The sequence below is a fragment of the Stenotrophomonas sp. TWI169 genome, assembly GCF_039674705.1.
Taxonomy (GTDB): Bacteria; Pseudomonadota; Gammaproteobacteria; order Xanthomonadales; family Xanthomonadaceae; genus Stenotrophomonas; species Stenotrophomonas maltophilia_P.
Map to the genome: position 1 here is coordinate 19610 of NZ_JBDJOB010000016.1, position 16450 is coordinate 36059.

The 16450-nt window shown below is 67.6% G+C and carries 18 protein-coding genes and 1 pseudogene; 10 read left to right on the forward strand and 9 right to left on the reverse strand.

Going from position 1 to position 16450, the window contains the following annotated elements; genetic code table 11:
- Nucleotides 1-25 precede the first annotated feature (25 nt).
- From mgtE to ABE543_RS12985, 4 genes are all read left to right on the forward strand, one after another.
- Entirely contained in the window at nt 26-1387 is a 1362-nt protein-coding gene (mgtE, locus tag ABE543_RS12970) for a magnesium transporter (RefSeq protein ID WP_053519410.1), read from the forward strand.
- A 57-nt stretch (nt 1388-1444) separates the two neighbouring features.
- Nucleotides 1445-1711 carry a hypothetical protein gene (locus tag ABE543_RS12975; RefSeq protein ID WP_053519409.1) on the forward strand — a complete coding sequence of 89 codons (267 nt, stop codon included), beginning with the start codon at nt 1445-1447 and terminating at the stop codon, nt 1709-1711.
- A 70-nt stretch (nt 1712-1781) separates the two neighbouring features.
- On the forward strand, nt 1782-2600 hold the full coding sequence (locus ABE543_RS12980; RefSeq protein ID WP_197572239.1) for a prolyl oligopeptidase family serine peptidase: 819 nt from the start codon (nt 1782-1784) through the stop codon (nt 2598-2600).
- Nucleotides 2601-2701: 101 nt separating this feature from the next.
- Nucleotides 2702-3193: a transposase gene (locus ABE543_RS12985; RefSeq protein ID WP_065174527.1), complete on the forward strand. Its 492-nt coding sequence runs from the start codon at nt 2702-2704 to the stop codon at nt 3191-3193.
- Between the two features lie 92 nt (nt 3194-3285).
- On the opposite strand, the gene ABE543_RS12990 is transcribed toward ABE543_RS12985, so the two are convergent.
- From ABE543_RS12990 to ABE543_RS13000, 3 genes are read right to left on the reverse strand one after another with little or no spacing between them, the layout of a single operon-like run.
- The gene (locus ABE543_RS12990) at nt 3286-4236 is read right to left on the reverse strand and encodes an aspartate carbamoyltransferase catalytic subunit (RefSeq protein ID WP_346475769.1); all 951 of its coding nucleotides are present in this window, start codon (nt 4234-4236) and stop codon (nt 3286-3288) included.
- Nucleotides 4237-4252: 16 nt separating this feature from the next.
- Nucleotides 4253-4720: a Holliday junction resolvase RuvX gene (ruvX, locus tag ABE543_RS12995; protein ID WP_053519401.1), complete on the reverse strand. Its 468-nt coding sequence runs from the start codon at nt 4718-4720 to the stop codon at nt 4253-4255.
- Nucleotides 4713-5279 carry a YqgE/AlgH family protein gene (locus ABE543_RS13000; protein ID WP_053519399.1) on the reverse strand — a complete coding sequence of 189 codons (567 nt, stop codon included), beginning with the start codon at nt 5277-5279 and terminating at the stop codon, nt 4713-4715. Before ABE543_RS13000 ends, ruvX begins: the two co-directional genes overlap by 8 nt.
- Before the next feature lie 89 nt (nt 5280-5368).
- Between ABE543_RS13000 and ABE543_RS13005 the strand changes: the two genes are divergently transcribed.
- A complete protein-coding gene (locus ABE543_RS13005; RefSeq protein WP_053519397.1) occupies nt 5369-5914 on the forward strand; it encodes a DNA-3-methyladenine glycosylase I in 546 nt (181 codons plus the stop codon).
- Between the two features lie 126 nt (nt 5915-6040).
- On the opposite strand, the gene ABE543_RS13010 is transcribed toward ABE543_RS13005, so the two are convergent.
- Nucleotides 6041-6748, reverse strand: coding sequence for a YitT family protein (locus ABE543_RS13010; RefSeq protein ID WP_053519265.1), 708 nt, complete (start codon nt 6746-6748; stop codon nt 6041-6043).
- Between the two features lie 158 nt (nt 6749-6906).
- On the opposite strand from ABE543_RS13010, the pseudogene ABE543_RS13015 reads away from it, so the two are divergent.
- Nucleotides 6907-7816: pseudogene (locus ABE543_RS13015) on the forward strand (LysR family transcriptional regulator).
- Between the two features lie 30 nt (nt 7817-7846).
- Here the strand turns inward: ABE543_RS13015 and ABE543_RS13020 are convergent.
- The 3 genes from ABE543_RS13020 to ABE543_RS13030 all read right to left on the reverse strand — a co-directional run bounded on the left by ABE543_RS13020 (nt 7847) and on the right by ABE543_RS13030 (nt 11267).
- On the reverse strand, nt 7847-8830 hold the full coding sequence (locus tag ABE543_RS13020) for an aldo/keto reductase (RefSeq protein ID WP_065175975.1): 984 nt from the start codon (nt 8828-8830) through the stop codon (nt 7847-7849).
- Between the two features lie 157 nt (nt 8831-8987).
- Nucleotides 8988-10130, reverse strand: coding sequence for a PilT/PilU family type 4a pilus ATPase (locus tag ABE543_RS13025; protein WP_074900446.1), 1143 nt, complete (start codon nt 10128-10130; stop codon nt 8988-8990).
- Between the two features lie 99 nt (nt 10131-10229).
- Nucleotides 10230-11267 (reverse strand): type IV pilus twitching motility protein PilT, encoded by a 1038-nt coding sequence (locus tag ABE543_RS13030; RefSeq protein ID WP_053519259.1) that lies wholly within the window; start codon nt 11265-11267, stop codon nt 10230-10232.
- 87 nt (nt 11268-11354) lie between these two features.
- Here ABE543_RS13030 and ABE543_RS13035 point away from each other — a divergent pair, with 87 nt between their 5' ends.
- Together ABE543_RS13035 and proC are read left to right on the forward strand one after the other, a co-directional pair.
- Nucleotides 11355-12032 carry a YggS family pyridoxal phosphate-dependent enzyme gene (locus tag ABE543_RS13035; protein WP_128989763.1) on the forward strand — a complete coding sequence of 226 codons (678 nt, stop codon included), beginning with the start codon at nt 11355-11357 and terminating at the stop codon, nt 12030-12032.
- Nucleotides 12033-12050: 18 nt separating this feature from the next.
- Nucleotides 12051-12872 carry a pyrroline-5-carboxylate reductase gene (gene proC, locus ABE543_RS13040; RefSeq protein ID WP_053519255.1) on the forward strand — a complete coding sequence of 274 codons (822 nt, stop codon included), beginning with the start codon at nt 12051-12053 and terminating at the stop codon, nt 12870-12872.
- A 60-nt stretch (nt 12873-12932) separates the two neighbouring features.
- Here proC and ABE543_RS13045 read toward each other — a convergent pair whose 3' ends face one another.
- A complete protein-coding gene (locus tag ABE543_RS13045) occupies nt 12933-13808 on the reverse strand; it encodes a LysR family transcriptional regulator (protein WP_111187135.1) in 876 nt (291 codons plus the stop codon).
- 101 nt (nt 13809-13909) lie between these two features.
- Here ABE543_RS13045 and ABE543_RS13050 point away from each other — a divergent pair, with 101 nt between their 5' ends.
- Entirely contained in the window at nt 13910-14512 is a 603-nt protein-coding gene (locus tag ABE543_RS13050) for a short chain dehydrogenase (protein WP_074900439.1), read from the forward strand.
- 41 nt (nt 14513-14553) lie between these two features.
- Here ABE543_RS13050 and soxR read toward each other — a convergent pair whose 3' ends face one another.
- Nucleotides 14554-14988: a redox-sensitive transcriptional activator SoxR gene (gene soxR, locus ABE543_RS13055; RefSeq protein WP_053519250.1), complete on the reverse strand. Its 435-nt coding sequence runs from the start codon at nt 14986-14988 to the stop codon at nt 14554-14556.
- An 81-nt stretch (nt 14989-15069) separates the two neighbouring features.
- Between soxR and ABE543_RS13060 the strand changes: the two genes are divergently transcribed.
- Entirely contained in the window at nt 15070-16437 is a 1368-nt protein-coding gene (locus ABE543_RS13060; RefSeq protein WP_346475770.1) for an MFS transporter, read from the forward strand.
- The last annotated feature ends 13 nt before the right edge of the window (nt 16438-16450 follow it).

A 16450-nucleotide genomic window follows, 5' to 3' on the forward strand; every position in this document is an offset into this window, starting at 1 on the left:
CTTTTCTTATCCCGCGGGAGCTGCGATGGCTGAAGCTGTACGCCACGACAAGACTGCGCGCCAACTGCGGATGCTGTCCGATGCACTGGACAGTGGCCGGCTGGGACCGGTGCGTCGCCTGGTCAATACTCTGGCCCCCGCCGAGATCGGCAACCTGCTCGAATCGCTGCCGCCGGGAAAGCGCGAAGTCGTGTGGGGCCTGGTCGATCCGGAAGATGACGGCGAGGTGCTGGTCCACGTCGGCGACGACGTGCGCGAGAGCCTGCTCGCGGACATGGACCCGGACGAGATCATCGCCGCGGTCGAAGACCTGGACATCGACGACCTGGCCGATCTGGTCGAGGACCTGCCGGACACGGTCATCGACGAAGTCCTCAAGTCGATGGACCGCGAGAACCGCGAGCGCCTCGAGCAGGTCCTGTCCTACCCCGAGGACAGCGCTGGCCGCCTGATGAACCCGGACGTGGTGACCGTGCGCGCCGACGTCAACGTCGACGTGGTGCTGCGCTACCTGCGCCTGCGCGGCGAACTTCCGGACCATACCGACCACCTGTTCGTGGTCAGCCGCCGCCATCAGTATCTTGGCCGTGTCTCGCTTGCAGCGCTGGTCACCCATGAAGACACCACGCCGATCAACCGGTTGATCGACGACGAACAGCCGGCGATCGATGTCGGCGAGAGCGACCAGGAGGTCGCCCGCCAGTTCTCCGACCATGACTGGATTTCCGCGCCGGTGGTGGACGACAACAACATTCTGGTCGGCCGCATCACCATCGATGACGTGGTCGACATCATCCGTGGCCAGGCCGAGCACCAGGCGCTGGGCGCCGCCGGCCTGGACGAGGACGAGGATCTGTTCAGCCCGGTGTGGCGCGCGATGCGCCGTCGCCTGATGTGGCTGTCGGTGAACCTGTGTACCGCCTTCCTCGCCTCCAGCGTGGTCGGTCACTTCGAAGGCACGATCGACAAGCTGGTGGCGCTGGCGGTGCTCATGCCCATCGTCGCCGGCCTCGGCGGCAACGCAGGCACGCAGGTGCTGGCGTTGATGGTGCGCGGCCTGGCGCTGGGCCAGGTGGGCGCATCCAATGCACGCACCCTGCTGTGGAAGGAAGTGCGGGTGGCACTGCTCAACGGCCTGTTGCTGGGTTCCGTGCTGGGCCTGATCGTGCTGGCCTGGTTCCATTCGCCGGGGTTGTCGGCGGTGATCGCCATCGCGCTGACCTTCAACCTGCTGTTCGCCGCGCTGGCCGGTGTGCTGGTGCCGCTGACCCTGAAACGTTTCGGCTTCGATCCGGCCTTGGCCAGCGGTATTTTCCTGACCGCCGTGACCGATTCGATGGGCTTCTTCACCTTCCTCGGCCTGGCCACCCTGGTGCTGCTGCACTGACCGACCTGCGCCCTGCCCCCGGTCGGGGCGCGGGGCCCATTCCCACTGGAACACCCCATGGCAACCACGATCGAAAACTACTTCCAGCCGGGTTGGCGCGACCAGCTGCATACCTGTGCCGCGTGCGAATGGAAGGGCAGTTCGCGGGCAATGGTGATGGAGCTGGACGAGGACGCCACCGAGTACGACTGCCCGGTGTGCGAGAACCCGCTGCTGGTGGTGCTGCACCCGGATCTGGCACAGGTACGGGCCGCCGCCGCCGAAGGCAACGCTGAAGCGCAGGAGCAGCTGGACATCGTCGCCAGCGCCCCCCGGCCCGAGTGACGCGCTGCACGATGCTGGCCAGGCGCGACTGGACTACCATGAAAACGATTCCAGATCAGGAAACGCGCTCATGGTTCGTCTGCTTGCACGCTGGTTGCCGCTGCTGCTGGTCCTGATGGCAGGAGGCTGCGCCAGCACCGCCGAACGGGCGCACGGACGCTTCGAGGCGCGTGCGGTGAAGGTGGATGGCCGGACGGCCTATTACCAGGTGTTCATTCCGGCGGGCCTGCAGCCGCGTGGTTCGGCGCAGCAGGGTGCCGCGCCGGTCGATGTGCCCGTCATCCTGTTCCTGCACGGCTCTGGCGAGCGCGGCGGCGATGGCGTGAAGCAGACCCACGCCGGGCTCGGCCCGTACCTGCGCGACCACCGCGACTTCCCGGCGCTGGTGGTGTTCCCACAGGTTCCCGGGCACGAGGAATGGAGCGGCCGCAACAACCGGGTGGCCCTGGCCGCACTCGACGCCACCCTCGCCGAGTTCGGTGCCGACCCGGCCCGGCAGTACCTGACCGGCATGTCGATGGGCGGCTACGGCAGCTGGAACATCGCACTGGATGACCCGCGCCGTTTCGCGGCGATCGTGCCGGTCTGCGGTGCGGTGCTGGCCCCCCGCGCGGTGCGGCCGACCCTGTTCGTGGAGCAGGTCGCCAACGAAGCCGATCCGTATGCCGCGATTGCACAGCGCCTGCGGCACACGCCGATCTGGATCTTCCATGGTGCGCTTGACGATGTGGTGCCACCAGACGACGACCGCCGCCTGCACGCCGCGTTCCAGGCCACCGGCGCCGCCGACGTACGCTACACCGAGTATCCGCAAGGTAACCACAACGCCTGGGATGCCACCTACGCCGACCCGGCAATGTGGGCGTGGTTGTTCGCGCAGAAGCGATGAGCCATAGCTTCGGTAGTTGCCAACCTTGGTTGGCACTGGCCTACCTGAAACCAACCCATTCCCCGATGTTCACTGGAAGCAGGCCCGTCCATGCTTGCTCCATGCAGAACACACGTCTCCTGCTCGGTCGTCGCTCCAGCATCGGCCTCAGCTATATCCTCACCACCGTCGTCCATGACCGCGCGCCGCTCTTCACCAACGCCGCAGCGGCCGCCTTGGCAGTCCGCGAATTCCAGCGACTGGATCAGGAAGGCTTCACCCGCTCGATTGCGTACGTGGTCATGCCCGACCACATCCACTGGCTGGTCGAACTACGTGCGGGAACGCTGGAAACCGTCATGAAGCGTTTCAAGTCGCGCACCGCCCAGCAGGTAAACCGGTTGCTGGGGCGAGTCGGGCGCTTCTGGCAGGCCTGCTATCACGATCATGCGATCCGCTCTGACGAATCGTTGCACCGGCATGCGATGTATCTGATGGGAAATCCGATCAGGGCCGGGCTGACGACGCGGCTTGGGCAATATCCCCATGCATGGTGCGAATGGGAGCTTGGCGCTTCGTGTGATCCGCTCGACAACTTGGGCGCGGATGGATAGTGCCAACCAAGGTTGGCATCTACCAGAGCGGTGCGCGGACAAGCCGCGCGGTAAGTGTGTCAACCAAGGCTGACACCTACCAGAGCGGGTGGTCAGCCCAGCAGGGTTTCCAGCACGGCCATGCGCACGGCGACGCCGTTGGCGACCTGGCGCAGCACCCACGACTGTGGGCCATCGGCCACATCGTCGGTCACTTCCACGCCGCGGTTGATCGGGCCGGGGTGCAGCACCGCGGCGTCCTTGCCGGCGCGGGCCAGGCGTTCGCGGGTCAGTCCGTACTGGTCGTGATACTGCTCCAGCGACGGCACCAGCCCTTCTTCCATGCGCTCGCGCTGCAGGCGCAGCATCATCAGTGCGTCGACCCCTTCCAGCATCGCGTCGAAATCTTCGCCCACCACGCAGCCCTTCAGGGTTTCGTCGTCCGGCAACAGGGACTGCGGGCCACAGACGCGGATCTCGCCCACGCCCAGCGTGCGCAGTGCGTGCAGGTCGGTGCGGGCCACGCGCGAGTGCTTCACGTCGCCGACGATCACCACCTTCAGCTTCGAGAAATCCGGGCCCTTGGCCTGGCGCAGGGTCAGCATGTCCAGCAGGCCCTGGGTGGGGTGCGAACTGCGCCCATCGCCGGCGTTGATGAGGGCGGTGCCCTCGCCCGCCGCTTCGGCCAGTGCGGCCACGGCACCATCATCTGGATGGCGCACCACGAAACCGCGCACGCCCATCGCTTCCAGGTTGCGCAGCGTGTCGCAGGCGGTTTCGCCCTTGCGCGTGGACGAGGTCGACGCATCGAAGTTCAGCACGTCGGCGCCCAGGCGCTGCGCGGCCAGCTGGAACGAACTGCGCGTGCGGGTGGACGGTTCGAAGAACAGCGTGCACACCGCGGAACCGGCCAGCACGTGCCGCTTGTTGCCGACGCGGCCGACCGCCGCGTCGCGGATCTGCCCCGCGCGGTCGAGCAGCTGCAGCAGGGTGTCGCGGGGCAGGCCCTCAAGAGTCATCAGGTGGCGCAGGCGGCCGGAGGCATCGAGTTGCTGGGCGGTCATGGCGGGAATCGTGCAGTCAGGGAATGGGAGTGGCGTCGTCCGGCGAGGACAGCCAGCGGTCGATGATCACCGCCGCAGCCACCGCATCAAGCGCGGCCGCATCACGGCGGCGCTTGCGCCCTTCGGCGCGCTCGACGGCGAAGCGGCGGGCGGCTTCCACCGAGCTTGAGCGCTCGTCGATCATCACCACCGGCAGCTTGAATCGTTCCCGCAGCTGGCGGGCGAAGCCCTGCGCGCGCTTGCGGTTGGGTTGGTCCTGGCCGTCGAGCGTCAACGGATCGCCGACCACCAGGCCATCGGGCTTCCATTCCTTGATGAGGCGTTCGATCGCCGCCCAGTCCGGGCCGTTGCCGTGTACGTCGACCACGGCCACGGCACGCGCGTGCGCGGCGAAGGCACTGCCGATGGCCACACCGATCCGTCGCGCGCCGACATCGAAGCCGAGCACGGTGCCATCGCGACGGAGGGCGGCCGGCTCAGACATGGCCGCTGTAATCGGTGAGCCGGAACAGATCCACGCCGATGCGCGAGGCCGCGCCCTGCCAGCGCTGCTCCAGCGGCAGCTGGAACACCAGTTCGGCGTCGGCCGGCACGGTCAGCCAGCTGTTCTCGGAAAGCTCGCTTTCCAGCTGCCCGGCGCCCCATCCGGCGCAGCCAAGGGTCACCACGGCATTGGCCGGGCCTTCGCCGCGGGCCATTGCTTCGAGAATGTCGCGCGACGTGGTCAGGTACAGGCCTTCGCCCACCGTCAGGCTGGAATCCCAGGGCCGCGCATCGTCGTGGATGACGAACCCGCGCTCGGGATGTACCGGCCCGCCGTTAAGCACCATGCGCGCCTGCAGGTCGCCATCGCTGGTGGCGATGTCCATCTGCGACAGCACCTCGCCCAGCGTGTACTCGGACGGCTGGTTGACCAGCACGCCCATCGCCCCGTTCTCGTCGTGCTGGCAGATCAGCGCGACGCTGCGGGCAAAGGTCGCGTCGAGCAGCGACGGCAGCGCGACGAGCAGGTGATCGGCAAGGGAAGTGGGAGTTGCGGGCATGCCGCCATTCTAGCCGCTGGCCGCCCCCGATGCCTGCACCTGCCGGTCACGGCGCGCATAATGACCACCCCGTACCGCAGGAGTTCGCCTTGTCCGGATATTGCCTGATCGCCCCCGGCCACCCGGTGCACGACTACTACCACGCGCACGAGTACGGCTTCCCGCAGCGCGACGAACGCGAGCTGTTCGAGCGGCTGGTGCTGGAGATCAACCAGGCCGGCCTGAGCTGGGAGACCATCCTGAAGAAGCGGGAAGGATTCCGCGCAGCCTACGATGCCTTCGACGTGGACCGGGTCGCGGCCTATGCCGAGCAGGACATCGAGCGCCTGCTCTCGGACCCGGGCATCATCCGCAACCGCCTGAAGGTGCTTGCCGCGATCCACAACGCACAGGTGATCCAGCAGCTGCGTGCGGACCACGGCAGCTTCGCCGCTTGGCTGGACGCGCATCACCCACGCAGCAAGGCCGACTGGGTGAAGCTGTTCAAGAAGACCTTCCGCTTCACCGGCGGCGAGATCACCGGCGAATTCCTGATGAGCCTGGGCTACCTGCCGGGTGCGCACGCCGCAGACTGCCCGGTGCATGCGCGGCTGCTGAAGCTGTCACCGCCCTGGCTGCAGGCCGTCGCCCGCTGAACCGGACCCGCCGGGCATGGCGCGGGGCTACCACCCGCTGATCTGCATCCGCCGGGCATGGCGCGGCGCTACCACGTACCAGTTCCGGTAGCGCCGGGCCATGCCCGGCGAACGCGGAAGGCGCGCTTACACGCCCATGTAACGGCCGGGCCGGTGGTTGAACATCAGCACCAGGCTGAGCACCACCGCGCCGATCGCCGAATACATCACCTTGGACGGCGAAAGCACGAAGAACGCGGCGATCATCAGACAGGCATCGTAGGACATCTGCACCTTGCCGGCGCTCCAGCCACGGGTGCGCTGCAGGTAGACCGCCAGGATGCCGATGCCGCCCAGGCTGGCGCGGTGGCGGATGAAGAACAGGATGCCCAGCCCCGACAGCGCGCCGCCGACGATCGCCGAGTACAGCGGATGGATATGCGAGAAATCGATCCAGCGCGGCAGCAGATCGGTCAGTACGCCGCAGGCGGTAACCGCGGCAAAGGTCTTCAGGGTGAATTCCCAGCCCATGCGCCGCAGCGCCACCCAGTAGAAGGGCAGATTGACCAGCACGAACACCAGCCCGAAGTTCCAGCCCATGGAGTAGTGCAGCAGGAAGGCCATGCCGGCCATGCCGCCGATCATCAGCCCGCCCTTGGCAAAGATGGCCAGGCCCAGCGAGGCCACCATCGTCGCCAGCACCATGCCCTGCACGTCCTCGGCCACCGAGTGGCGCAGCGCTTTCTCGTCGGCGGTGGTACCGGCGCTGTCCGGCGGCGGAGTCAACGGACCGGCGGTGACCAGGTGGCCGTCAGCGTCGTCGCACGGCGCGGGGCCATGGGAAGGATGGGACATGCGGGTGGGGGGACAGCGGGGGGAGGCGGTATTAGACACGATCCGCATGACAGTTGCAGATGAAATCGTTCAGCTGGATGCGCCGCCCTGCCTGAGGGCTCCCCGGAAAGCATCAGCCTGCGCGGCAGCGGGCAGCGGCGGCGCCGTATCATTCCCGCATGCCGCGCGAAAACCTCAACGACCTGCAGGCCTTTGTCCACGTCGCCCGCGAGGGCAGCTTCACCCGCGCGGCCGCCCAGCTGGGTGTCTCCCAGTCCGCGCTCAGCCATGCCATGCGGGGCCTCGAAGAGCGGCTCGGGGTGCGCCTGCTGACCCGGACCACTCGCAGCGTCTCCACCACCGAGGCTGGCGCCCGCCTGCTCGCCACGCTGGCACCACGCCTGGCCGAGATCGAGCACGAACTGGCCGCGTTGGCCGAGTACCGCGACCGCCCCGCCGGGACCATCCGCATCAACGCCACCGGCCACGCCGCTGAGTATCTGGCGTGGCCGCGGCTGGCCCCCCTGCTGCAGCGCTTCCCCGACCTGAAGATCGAATTGACCACCGACTATGGCCTGGCCGACATCGTCGCCGAGCGCTATGACATCGGCATCCGCCTCGGCGAGCGCCTGGCACGCGACATGATCGCCGTGCCCATCAGCCCCCCGCTGCGGGGGGGGGTGGGGGGGGGTGGGGGCCCGGTTTTCCCCCCCCCCCCCCCCCCCCCCCCCCCCCCCCCACGACCTGGCCAGCCACAACTGCATCACCCTGCGCCTGCCCACCCATGGCGGACTGATGCCATGGGACTTCGGCCAGGATGGCCACGAACTGAGCGTGCGCGTGAGCGGGCAGTGGACCTTCAACACGATGGGCATGACCCGCAGCGCAGCACTGGCCGGCAGCGGGCTGGCCTGGCTGCCGGAAGACCAGGTCCTGCCGATGCTGGACGATGGCCGCCTGCAATCGGTGCTGGACGACTGGTGCCCGCCGTTCGATGGCTACTACGCGTACTACCCCTCGCGCCACCACGTGACCCTGGCGATGCGCACGGTGCTCGATGCCCTGCGCGGGCCGATGATGGACCGATGAGTGCGGGCCCAAGGCCCGCACCCACCACGATCAGCCCTTGACCTGCGCCGCACGCTGGGCGTTGTAGCGCTCGCCGACGATCGACACTTCATCCAGCGCCTGCGCGATGCGCTGCCGTTCTTCGCTCGACAGCTGCAGGTCCACCGCTCCCAGGTTCTCTTCCAGGCGATGCACCTTGGTGGTACCCGGAATCGGCACGATCCAGTCCGCCTGCGCCAGCAGCCAGGCCAATGCCACCTGTGCCGGGGTGGCACCGCGGGCGGCGGCAATGGCGCCGATCCGGTCCACCAGCGCCTGGTTCGCCCGGCGCGCTTCGACTTCAAACCGCGGCACGGTGTTGCGGAAGTCGTCGGCCTCGAACGTGGTCTCTGCATTGATCGTACCGGTCAGGAAGCCCCGGCCCAGCGGACTGAATGGTACGAAGCCGATGCCCAGCTCCTGCAGGGTCGGCAGCAGTTCGCGCTCCGGCTCGCGCCACCACAGCGAGTACTCGCTCTGCACCGCAGCCACCGGCTGCACGGCATGTGCGCGGCGCACGGTGGCGGCACTCGCTTCGGAGAGCCCGAAGTGGCCGACCTTGCCTTCGGCAATCAGGTCGCGCACGGTACCGGCGACGTCCTCGATCGGCACGTTGGGATCGACACGGTGCTGGTAGAACAGATCGATGTGGTCGGTACGCAGGCGCTTGAGGCTGGCTTCTGCCACGGCACGGATGTTCTCCGGGCGGCTGTCCAGCCCGGTATCGGCCTGGGCATTCCTGAAACCGAACTTGGTGGCGATCACCAGCCGGTCCCGATGCGGCGCCAGCGCCCTGCCCAGCAGTGCCTCGTTGGTGTACGGGCCGTACACTTCGGCCGTGTCGAAGAAGGTGACCCCGCGCTCCACGGCTGCGTGCAGCAGCGCGACGCCCTGCTCCAGTTCCACGGGCTTGCCGTAGCTGTGGCTCAGGCCCATGCAGCCCAGGCCGAGCGCGGAAACCTTCAGGCCGCTGCGGCCGAGTTCACGTGTCTGCATTGTCATGCTCCAGAGGGGGAGCGCTGACGATACGCCTGCGGCCCCCTCGGATTGAACCGGCTGCGCCGCAGTCGGTCATGACTGGATTTCATGAATCCGGCCGTCCCGGTGATCTTCCGCGGCGCCGGGCGACGCCCGGCTGCCGTCCTCTGCTGCTTCAGCGGATCTCGGAGATTTCCACGCCGTCCAGGCCCTGCGACAGGGTGCGCGCGTCACCGCCCTGGCTCAGCTTGATGCGCAGCCGCACTTCGTTCTGCGAATCGGCATACCGCAGCGCATCCTCGTAGCTGATCTCACCGGCCTGGTACAACTCGAACAGGCTCTGGTCGAAGGTCTTCATGCCCAACTGGACCGATTCCTTCATCACTTCCTTCAGCTTGTGGATCTCGCCGTCGCGGATGTAGTCCTGCACCAGCGGCGTGCCCAGCAGGATCTCCATCGCAACCTTGCGCGAGCGGCCATCCGGGGACGGCACCAGCTGCTGGGCGACCACGCCCTTGAGGTTCAGCGACAGGTCCATCAGCAGCTGGTTGCGGCGGTCTTCCGGGAAGAAGTTGATGATGCGGTCCATCGCCTGGTTGGCGTTGTTGGCGTGCAGGGTCGCCAGCACCAGGTGGCCGGTTTCGGCGAAGGCGATGGCGTGGTCCATGCCTTCGCGGGTACGCACCTCACCAATCATGATCACGTCCGGCGCCTGGCGCAGCGTGTTCTTCAGCGCGGCCTCCCAGCTGTCGGTATCGATGCCCACTTCGCGCTGGGTGATGATGCAGCCCTCGTGCTTGTGCACGAACTCGATCGGATCCTCGATGGTGATGATGTGGCCGGTGGAATTCTGGTTGCGATAACCGATCATCGCTGCCAGCGACGTCGACTTGCCGGTGCCGGTCGCACCGACGAACAGGATGATGCCGCGCTTGGTCATCGCCAGCGTCTTGATGATCGGCGGCAGGCTCAGTTCTTCCACGGTCGGGATGCGCGTCTCGATGCGACGCAGCACCATGCCTACCTGGTTGCGCTGATAGAAGCAGCTCACGCGGAAACGGCCGACACCGGACAGGCCGATGGCGAAGTTGCATTCGTGGGTCTTCTCGAACTCTTCGCGCTGTGCCGGCGTCATCACGTTCAGCACCAGGTCGCGGCTCTGCTGCGGCGTCAGGGGTGTCTGCGTGATCGGCGCGATCTTGCCATTGACCTTCATCGCCGGCGGCATGCCCGCGGTGATGAACAGGTCCGAGGCGCGCTGGTGCGCCATCAGCTTGAGGAAGGAGGTGAAATCGATGGTGGTGGCGGTGGTGTTCACGGCAGGCTCCCAGGAGGCATGTGCCAGGCTTCAGTCGATGGTCGGAACATCGCGGAGTCGCCGGCGCGGTCGCGCGCCGGGGCCCGCTTCTGCCTTGCCTTACTCGAACAGTCGCTTGTCCTTGGCGTACTCGCGCGCCTGGTTGCGGGTGATCAGGCTGCGCTTGACCAGGTCCTGCAGGTGCTGGTCGAGCGTCATCATGCCCTGCTGCTGACCGGTCTGGATCGCCGAGTACATCTGCGCCACCTTGTCTTCGCGGATCAGATTGCGGATGGCCGGCGTGCCCACCATGATCTCCCACGCTGCGGTACGGCCGCCGCCCACCTTCTTCAACAGTGCCTGCGAGATCACCGCGCGCAGCGACTCGGACAGCATCGAGCGCACCATCGGCTTCTCGCCGGCCGGGAACACGTCGATGATGCGATCGATGGTCTTGGCCGCCGAACTGGTGTGCAGGGTGCCGAACACCAGGTGGCCGGTCTCCGCGGCGGTCAGTGCCAGGCGGATGGTTTCCAGGTCGCGCAGTTCGCCGACCAGGATGATGTCCGGGTCTTCTCGCAGTGCCGAGCGCAGTGCCTCGTTGAAGCCATGCGTATCGCGGTGTACTTCGCGCTGGTTGATCAGGCACTTCTGCGAGGTGTGCACGAACTCGATCGGATCCTCGACGGTGAGGATGTGGCCGTATTCGCTCTTGTTGATGTAGTCGATCATCGCGGCCAGCGTGGTCGACTTGCCCGAACCGGTCGGTCCGGTCACCAGGATCAGGCCCTGCGGCTGCTGGATCAGTTCGCGGAAGATCGGCGGGCAGGCCAGATCCTCCAGCGTCAGCACCTCCGACGGAATGGTACGGAACACCGCGCCCGCACCCCGGTTCTGGTTGAACGCATTCACGCGGAAACGTGCCAGCGACGGGATCTCGAACGAGAAGTCCACTTCGAGGAATTCCTCGTAGTCGCGGCGCTGCTTGTCGGACATGATGTCGTACACCAGCGCATGGACCTGCTTGTGGTCCAGTGCCGGGATGTTGATGCGGCGAACGTCGCCGTCCACGCGGATCATCGGCGGCAGGCCTGCGGACAGGTGCAGGTCGGACGCTTTGTTCTTTACGGAAAACGCCAACAGCTCGGCGATATCCATGAGCGGCTACTCCCCAATAACGGCTTCGACTGGAAGGATCTTTCCCCGGGCGGCAGTATAGCCTCCTGATCGATTGGAACGCGTTACGTGGCCACTGCCCTGCCCCAGATCCTGAGCACCCTGCACGCTGCGGCCGAGGCCGCCGGACGTGCGCCGCCGCGCCTGCTGGCGGTCTCCAAGACCCAACCGGCCGAGGCCGTGGCCGCCCTTGCTGCACAGGGCCAGCGCGCCTTCGGCGAAAACTACGTGCAGGAGGCGCTGGCCAAGATGCAGGCGCTGCAGCACCTCGACCTGGAATGGCACCTGATCGGCCATCTGCAGTCCAACAAGGCCGAAGCGGTGGCCACGCATTTCGACTGGGTGCAGAGCGTGGACCGTCCCAAGCTGGTGACCGCGCTGGCCCGCCATCGACCGGCGGCGCGCGGAGCGCTGAACGTGCTGATCCAGGTCAACATCGATGATGAATCGAGCAAGCACGGCTGCGCGCCAGAGGACGTCCAGGCCCTGGCCGAGGCCATCGCCGCCGAGCCTGGCCTGCGGTTGCGGGGTCTGATGGCGATCCCGGCGCCGTGGCCGGAGGCGGAACGCCGCCGCGACGCATTCGTGCGCATGCGCACACTTTTCCAGACACTGGCCGACCGCTTCCCGCAGGTCGATACCCTTTCGATGGGCATGAGCAGCGACTACACCGAGGCCATCGCCGAAGGCGCCACCCTGGTGCGCATCGGCACCGCCCTGTTCGGCGCCCGTCCGCGGCCGGCCTGACATTCCGAGGAGACTTCCATGGCAGCAGATTCCATCACCTTCATCGGCGGCGGCAACATGGCGCGCAGCCTGATCGCCGGCCTGATCCGCCAGGGCGTGCCTGCCACGCGCATCCACGTGGCCGAGCCGGTCGCCGCCGTGCGCGATGCGCTTGCCAGCGACTTCGGCGTGCATACCCACGACAGCGCCAGCGCGGCCGCCGCGCAGGGCCAGACCTGGCTGCTGGCGGTCAAGCCACAGGTACTGCGCGACGTCTGCCAGTCGCTGCAGCCGCTGGCGCAGGACAACCGACCGCTGGTGGTCTCGATCGCCGCCGGCATCACCAGCACGCAGCTGCAGCGCTGGCTGGGCGGCACGTTGCCGGTGGTGCGCGCGATGCCCAACACGCCCGCGCTGCTCGGTGCCGGCGTCACCGGTCTGTACGCAACACCGGCAGTGGATGCACCGCAGCGGGCCCAGGCCGAGCACCTGCTGGCCAGTGCCGGACGCACGGTATGGATCGACAGCGAGCCGTTGATGGATTCGGTCACCGCTGTCTCCGGCAGCGGTCCGGCCTATGTGTTCCTGCTCGCCGAAGCGATGGAAGCGGCAGGCATCGCCCAGGGTCTGCCCGCCGACGCCGCACGCACGCTGGTGGTGCAGACGCTGCTGGGCGCCTCGCGCATGCTCGATGAAGCGGGAGAAAGTCCCGCCGAGCTGCGCCGCCGCGTGACCTCGCCCAACGGCACCACCCAGGCTGCGATCGAAAGCTTCCAGGCCGGCGGCTTCGAGGCACTGGTGGATGCCGCGCTGCGCGCCGCACAGGTGCGCGGCCAGGAACTGTCAGCGGCAAACGACTGATTCCTTGGGGTCAGATCCCTCTGCCGGGGCAAAGGGATCTGACCCCATCTCCCCCGATGCTCATTGCCCCAACGTGGTCATGACGAAGTCGACGAAGCACTGCAGGCGCGGGCGCGGGCGACGGTCCGGCAGATAGATCAGGTGCATCGGCCGCGGCGCCGGCAGATGGTCGCGCAGCAGCGGTTTCAGCCGGCCCGCAGCGATCTCAGTGGCCAGCAGCGCCGTCGGTTGCAGAATCAATCCGGCACCCGCCACGGCAGCCTCGCGCAGCGCGAAGCCGTCATTGCTGGTGAGCCGTGCCTCCCAGTCCACATGCTCGCCACTGGCCAGCTGCCAACCGTGCCCGCCACGCCACGCCAGGTGGCTCAGGCAATCGTGCCCCTGCAGATCCGCGGGCGTCCGCGGCGTGCCTCGACGGCGAAGGTACGACGGCGCTGCGCACAGGCTCATCGCATAGGGGGGCAGCGGACGCGCCACGATGTCCGCCGAGGGCAGCGGACCGACCCGGATCGCCGCGTCGAAGCCGTCTTCGATCAGGTCCACCCGGCGATTGCTCAGATCCAGTTCGATGTTCAGCAGCGGCTGTGCACGCAGCAGTTCGGCCAACCGGGGCGCCAGCACGCAGCTGCCCCAGGTGGTGGGAGCACTGACCCGCAACACACCGCGCGGCTGCAGCTGCAGGCCGGCCACGTCCGCCTCGGCCTGCTGCACCTGTTCCAGCACCTGCCGGCAACCGGCCAGATAGGCGCTACCCGCTTCGGTCAGGCGCTGCCGCCGCGTGTTCCGCTGCAACAGCGCGGTGCCGAGGTGGCTTTCCAGCTGCTGGATGTACTTGCCCACCATCACCGCAGACACCTGCAGGTGCTCGGCGGCAGCGGCGAAACTCCCGCGCTCGGCCACGGCGACGAAGGCCTGCATGCAGCGCAGCATGTCCATTGCTAAGTCCTGATTAGTAATCAGCAAATCATACGCGGCTTACCAAACCGCGTCGTCACGGCGCAGACTGCGCTTCATCTCCCCCAAAGCAAGGAACCGTCATGAAGATTCTTCTCGTGGGCGCCACAGGCACGCTCGGCCAGGCCGTAGCGCGCCAGCTCGGCCAGCAGCACCAGATCCTGGACGCAGGGCGCAGCAGCGGCACGCTGCGCGTCGATCTGACCGACGATGCCAGCGTCAACGAACTGTTTGCCCGCACCGGCGCGGTCGATGCGGTGATTTCCACCGCAGGCAAACTGCATTTTGGTCCCCTGCGTGACATGACGCCCGAACGGTTCAACGTCGGCCTGCAGGACAAGCTGCTCGGTCAGGTGCGGCTGGCACTGGCCGCCCAGCATCACCTCACCGCCGGTGGCTCGATCACCCTGACCAGCGGCATCGTCAGTGCCCAGCCGATCCGCGACGGCGTCAATGCAACCTCGGTGAACGCCGCGCTGGAAGGATTCGTGCGCGCAGCGGCCCTGGAGCTGCTGCCCCGCGGGCTGCGCATCAATGTCGTCAGCCCGAATGTGCTGGTCGAATCAATGGATGCCTACGCGCCCTACTTCCCCGGCTTTGAAGCGGTCACCGCCCAGCGCGCGGCACTGGCGTACCAGCGCGCGGTGGAAGGCATCCTGAGCGGTGAAACGATCACCGTCTGGTGATGCATGATCCAGCCTGGCGTGCCCTCCGATGTGCCGGGGCCTCAGCCCCAGCGCATCGGACCGTCACCCCGTTCCCCGAGGACATCTTCTGGGTTGGCCAGCCGGCAGCGCTTCAGTGACAGGCAGCCGCAACCGATGCACCCGGTCAGTTCGTCACGCAGCAGCTGCAGCATGTGGATGCGCTCATCCAGCTCGGTCCGCCAGCGTGCGGACAGCGTGGCCCAGTCGGCCTTGGTCGGTGCCCTGCCCTGCGGCAGGCTTTCGAAAGCACGCGCCACCGCCTCCAGCGGCATGCCCACGCGCTGTGCAACGCGTATCACCGCCAGCCGGCGCAGCACGTCGCGGCTGAAGCGGCGCTGGTTGCCCGAGGTACGCAGGCTGCTGATCAGGCCCTTGCGCTCATAGAAGTGCAGTGCGGATACGGCCACGCCGCTGCGCTGCGACACCTCACCCACACTCAGTTCCTGCGACACCATTGCTTGACCTCAACTATAGTTCAGGTGTCATGCTGCGGTCTTCGCCGCCGGATGACAAGCGCGGCCTCCCAGACTTTCCGCATGACCCCGACTCCACCTGCTGCCGACGCCGCCCCTCCTGCCGAAACCTCCATCCTCTCCGCGCGCTATCGTGCGACCACCCTCGGCATGGTCGCCCTGGTTTCGCTGCACGCCTTCGAAGCGCTGGCGGTGGCCGCAGCCATGCCCACCGTCGCCGCCGCACTCGACGGGCTCCGCCTGTACGCGCTGGCCTTCGGCGGGACCCTCGCCACCAGCGTCATCGGCATGACACTCGCTGGCCTCTGGGCCGACCGGCACGGGCCCGCGCGGCCGCTGTGGTGGGGCCTGGCGTGCTTCGTACTGGGCCTGCTGCTGGCCGGCCTGGCCACGCACATGGGGATACTGGTGGCCGGGCGGCTGCTGCAGGGCCTGGGCGCGGGTGCGATCTCGGTCTCGCTGTATGTGATGGTCGGCCGTACCTACCCCGAACCGCTGCGGCCGAAGGTGTTCGCAGCATTCTCCGCTGGCTGGGTGGTGCCGTCGATGATCGGCCCGGCTGCGAGCGGGCTCATCGTGCAGCACCTGGGCTGGCGGTGGGTGTTCCTGGCCGTGCCGCTGCTGGCGCTACCCGCTGCATTGCTGCTGCGACCTGCAGTGTCACGCCTGCAGCCCTCGCCTGCGGGCGACAGCGGCAATCGCAGCCGGGTGGTGCGCTGGGCCAGCGGCGCGTCGCTGGCAGCGCTGCTGTTGTATCTCGGCGGGCAGCAGCAAGGGATGGCGGCAGTGCTGTGCATCGCTGTGGCGATGCTTGCGCTGCTGTTCTGCGTGCAGCGGCTGCTGCCCGCCGGCACCTTGCGCCTGCATCGCGGCCTGCCCAGTGTGATCGCCCTGCGCGGCATCGCCGCTGCGGCATTCTTCGCCTGCGAGGCCTACCTGCCACTGCTGCTGCAGCGCGAGCGCGGGCTGTCACCCAGCGGGGCCGGCGCGGTGTTGAGCCTGGGGGCATTGGGCTGGTTCGCCGGGTCGTGGCTGCAGGGCCACCAGCGCAATGGCTGGTCACGCCAGCAGCTGCTGCGCGCGGGAACGCCGCTGATGGCGATCGGTATCGCGGCGACGCTGGCGGTGCTGTTCCGCACGGTACCGCTGCCGGTGGCTCTGATCGGCTGGACGCTGACCGGCTTCGGCATGGGCATGATCTACGCCAGTCTTTCGGTACTGACCCTGTCCCTTTCGGCACCGCACGAACAGGGAGCCAACACCTCGGCGCTGCAGTTGAGCGAGGCGCTGGCGGTCACCACCGCACTGGCCGTCTCCGGCGCGCTGTTTGCCCTGTTCGTGGACGACAGGCCGCACACCGGCTACGTGCTGTGCCTGGCGATCACCCTGGGCCTGGCTCTGCTGTCCACGCTGATTGCACGCCGGGTGTAACGCCACCGGTTGA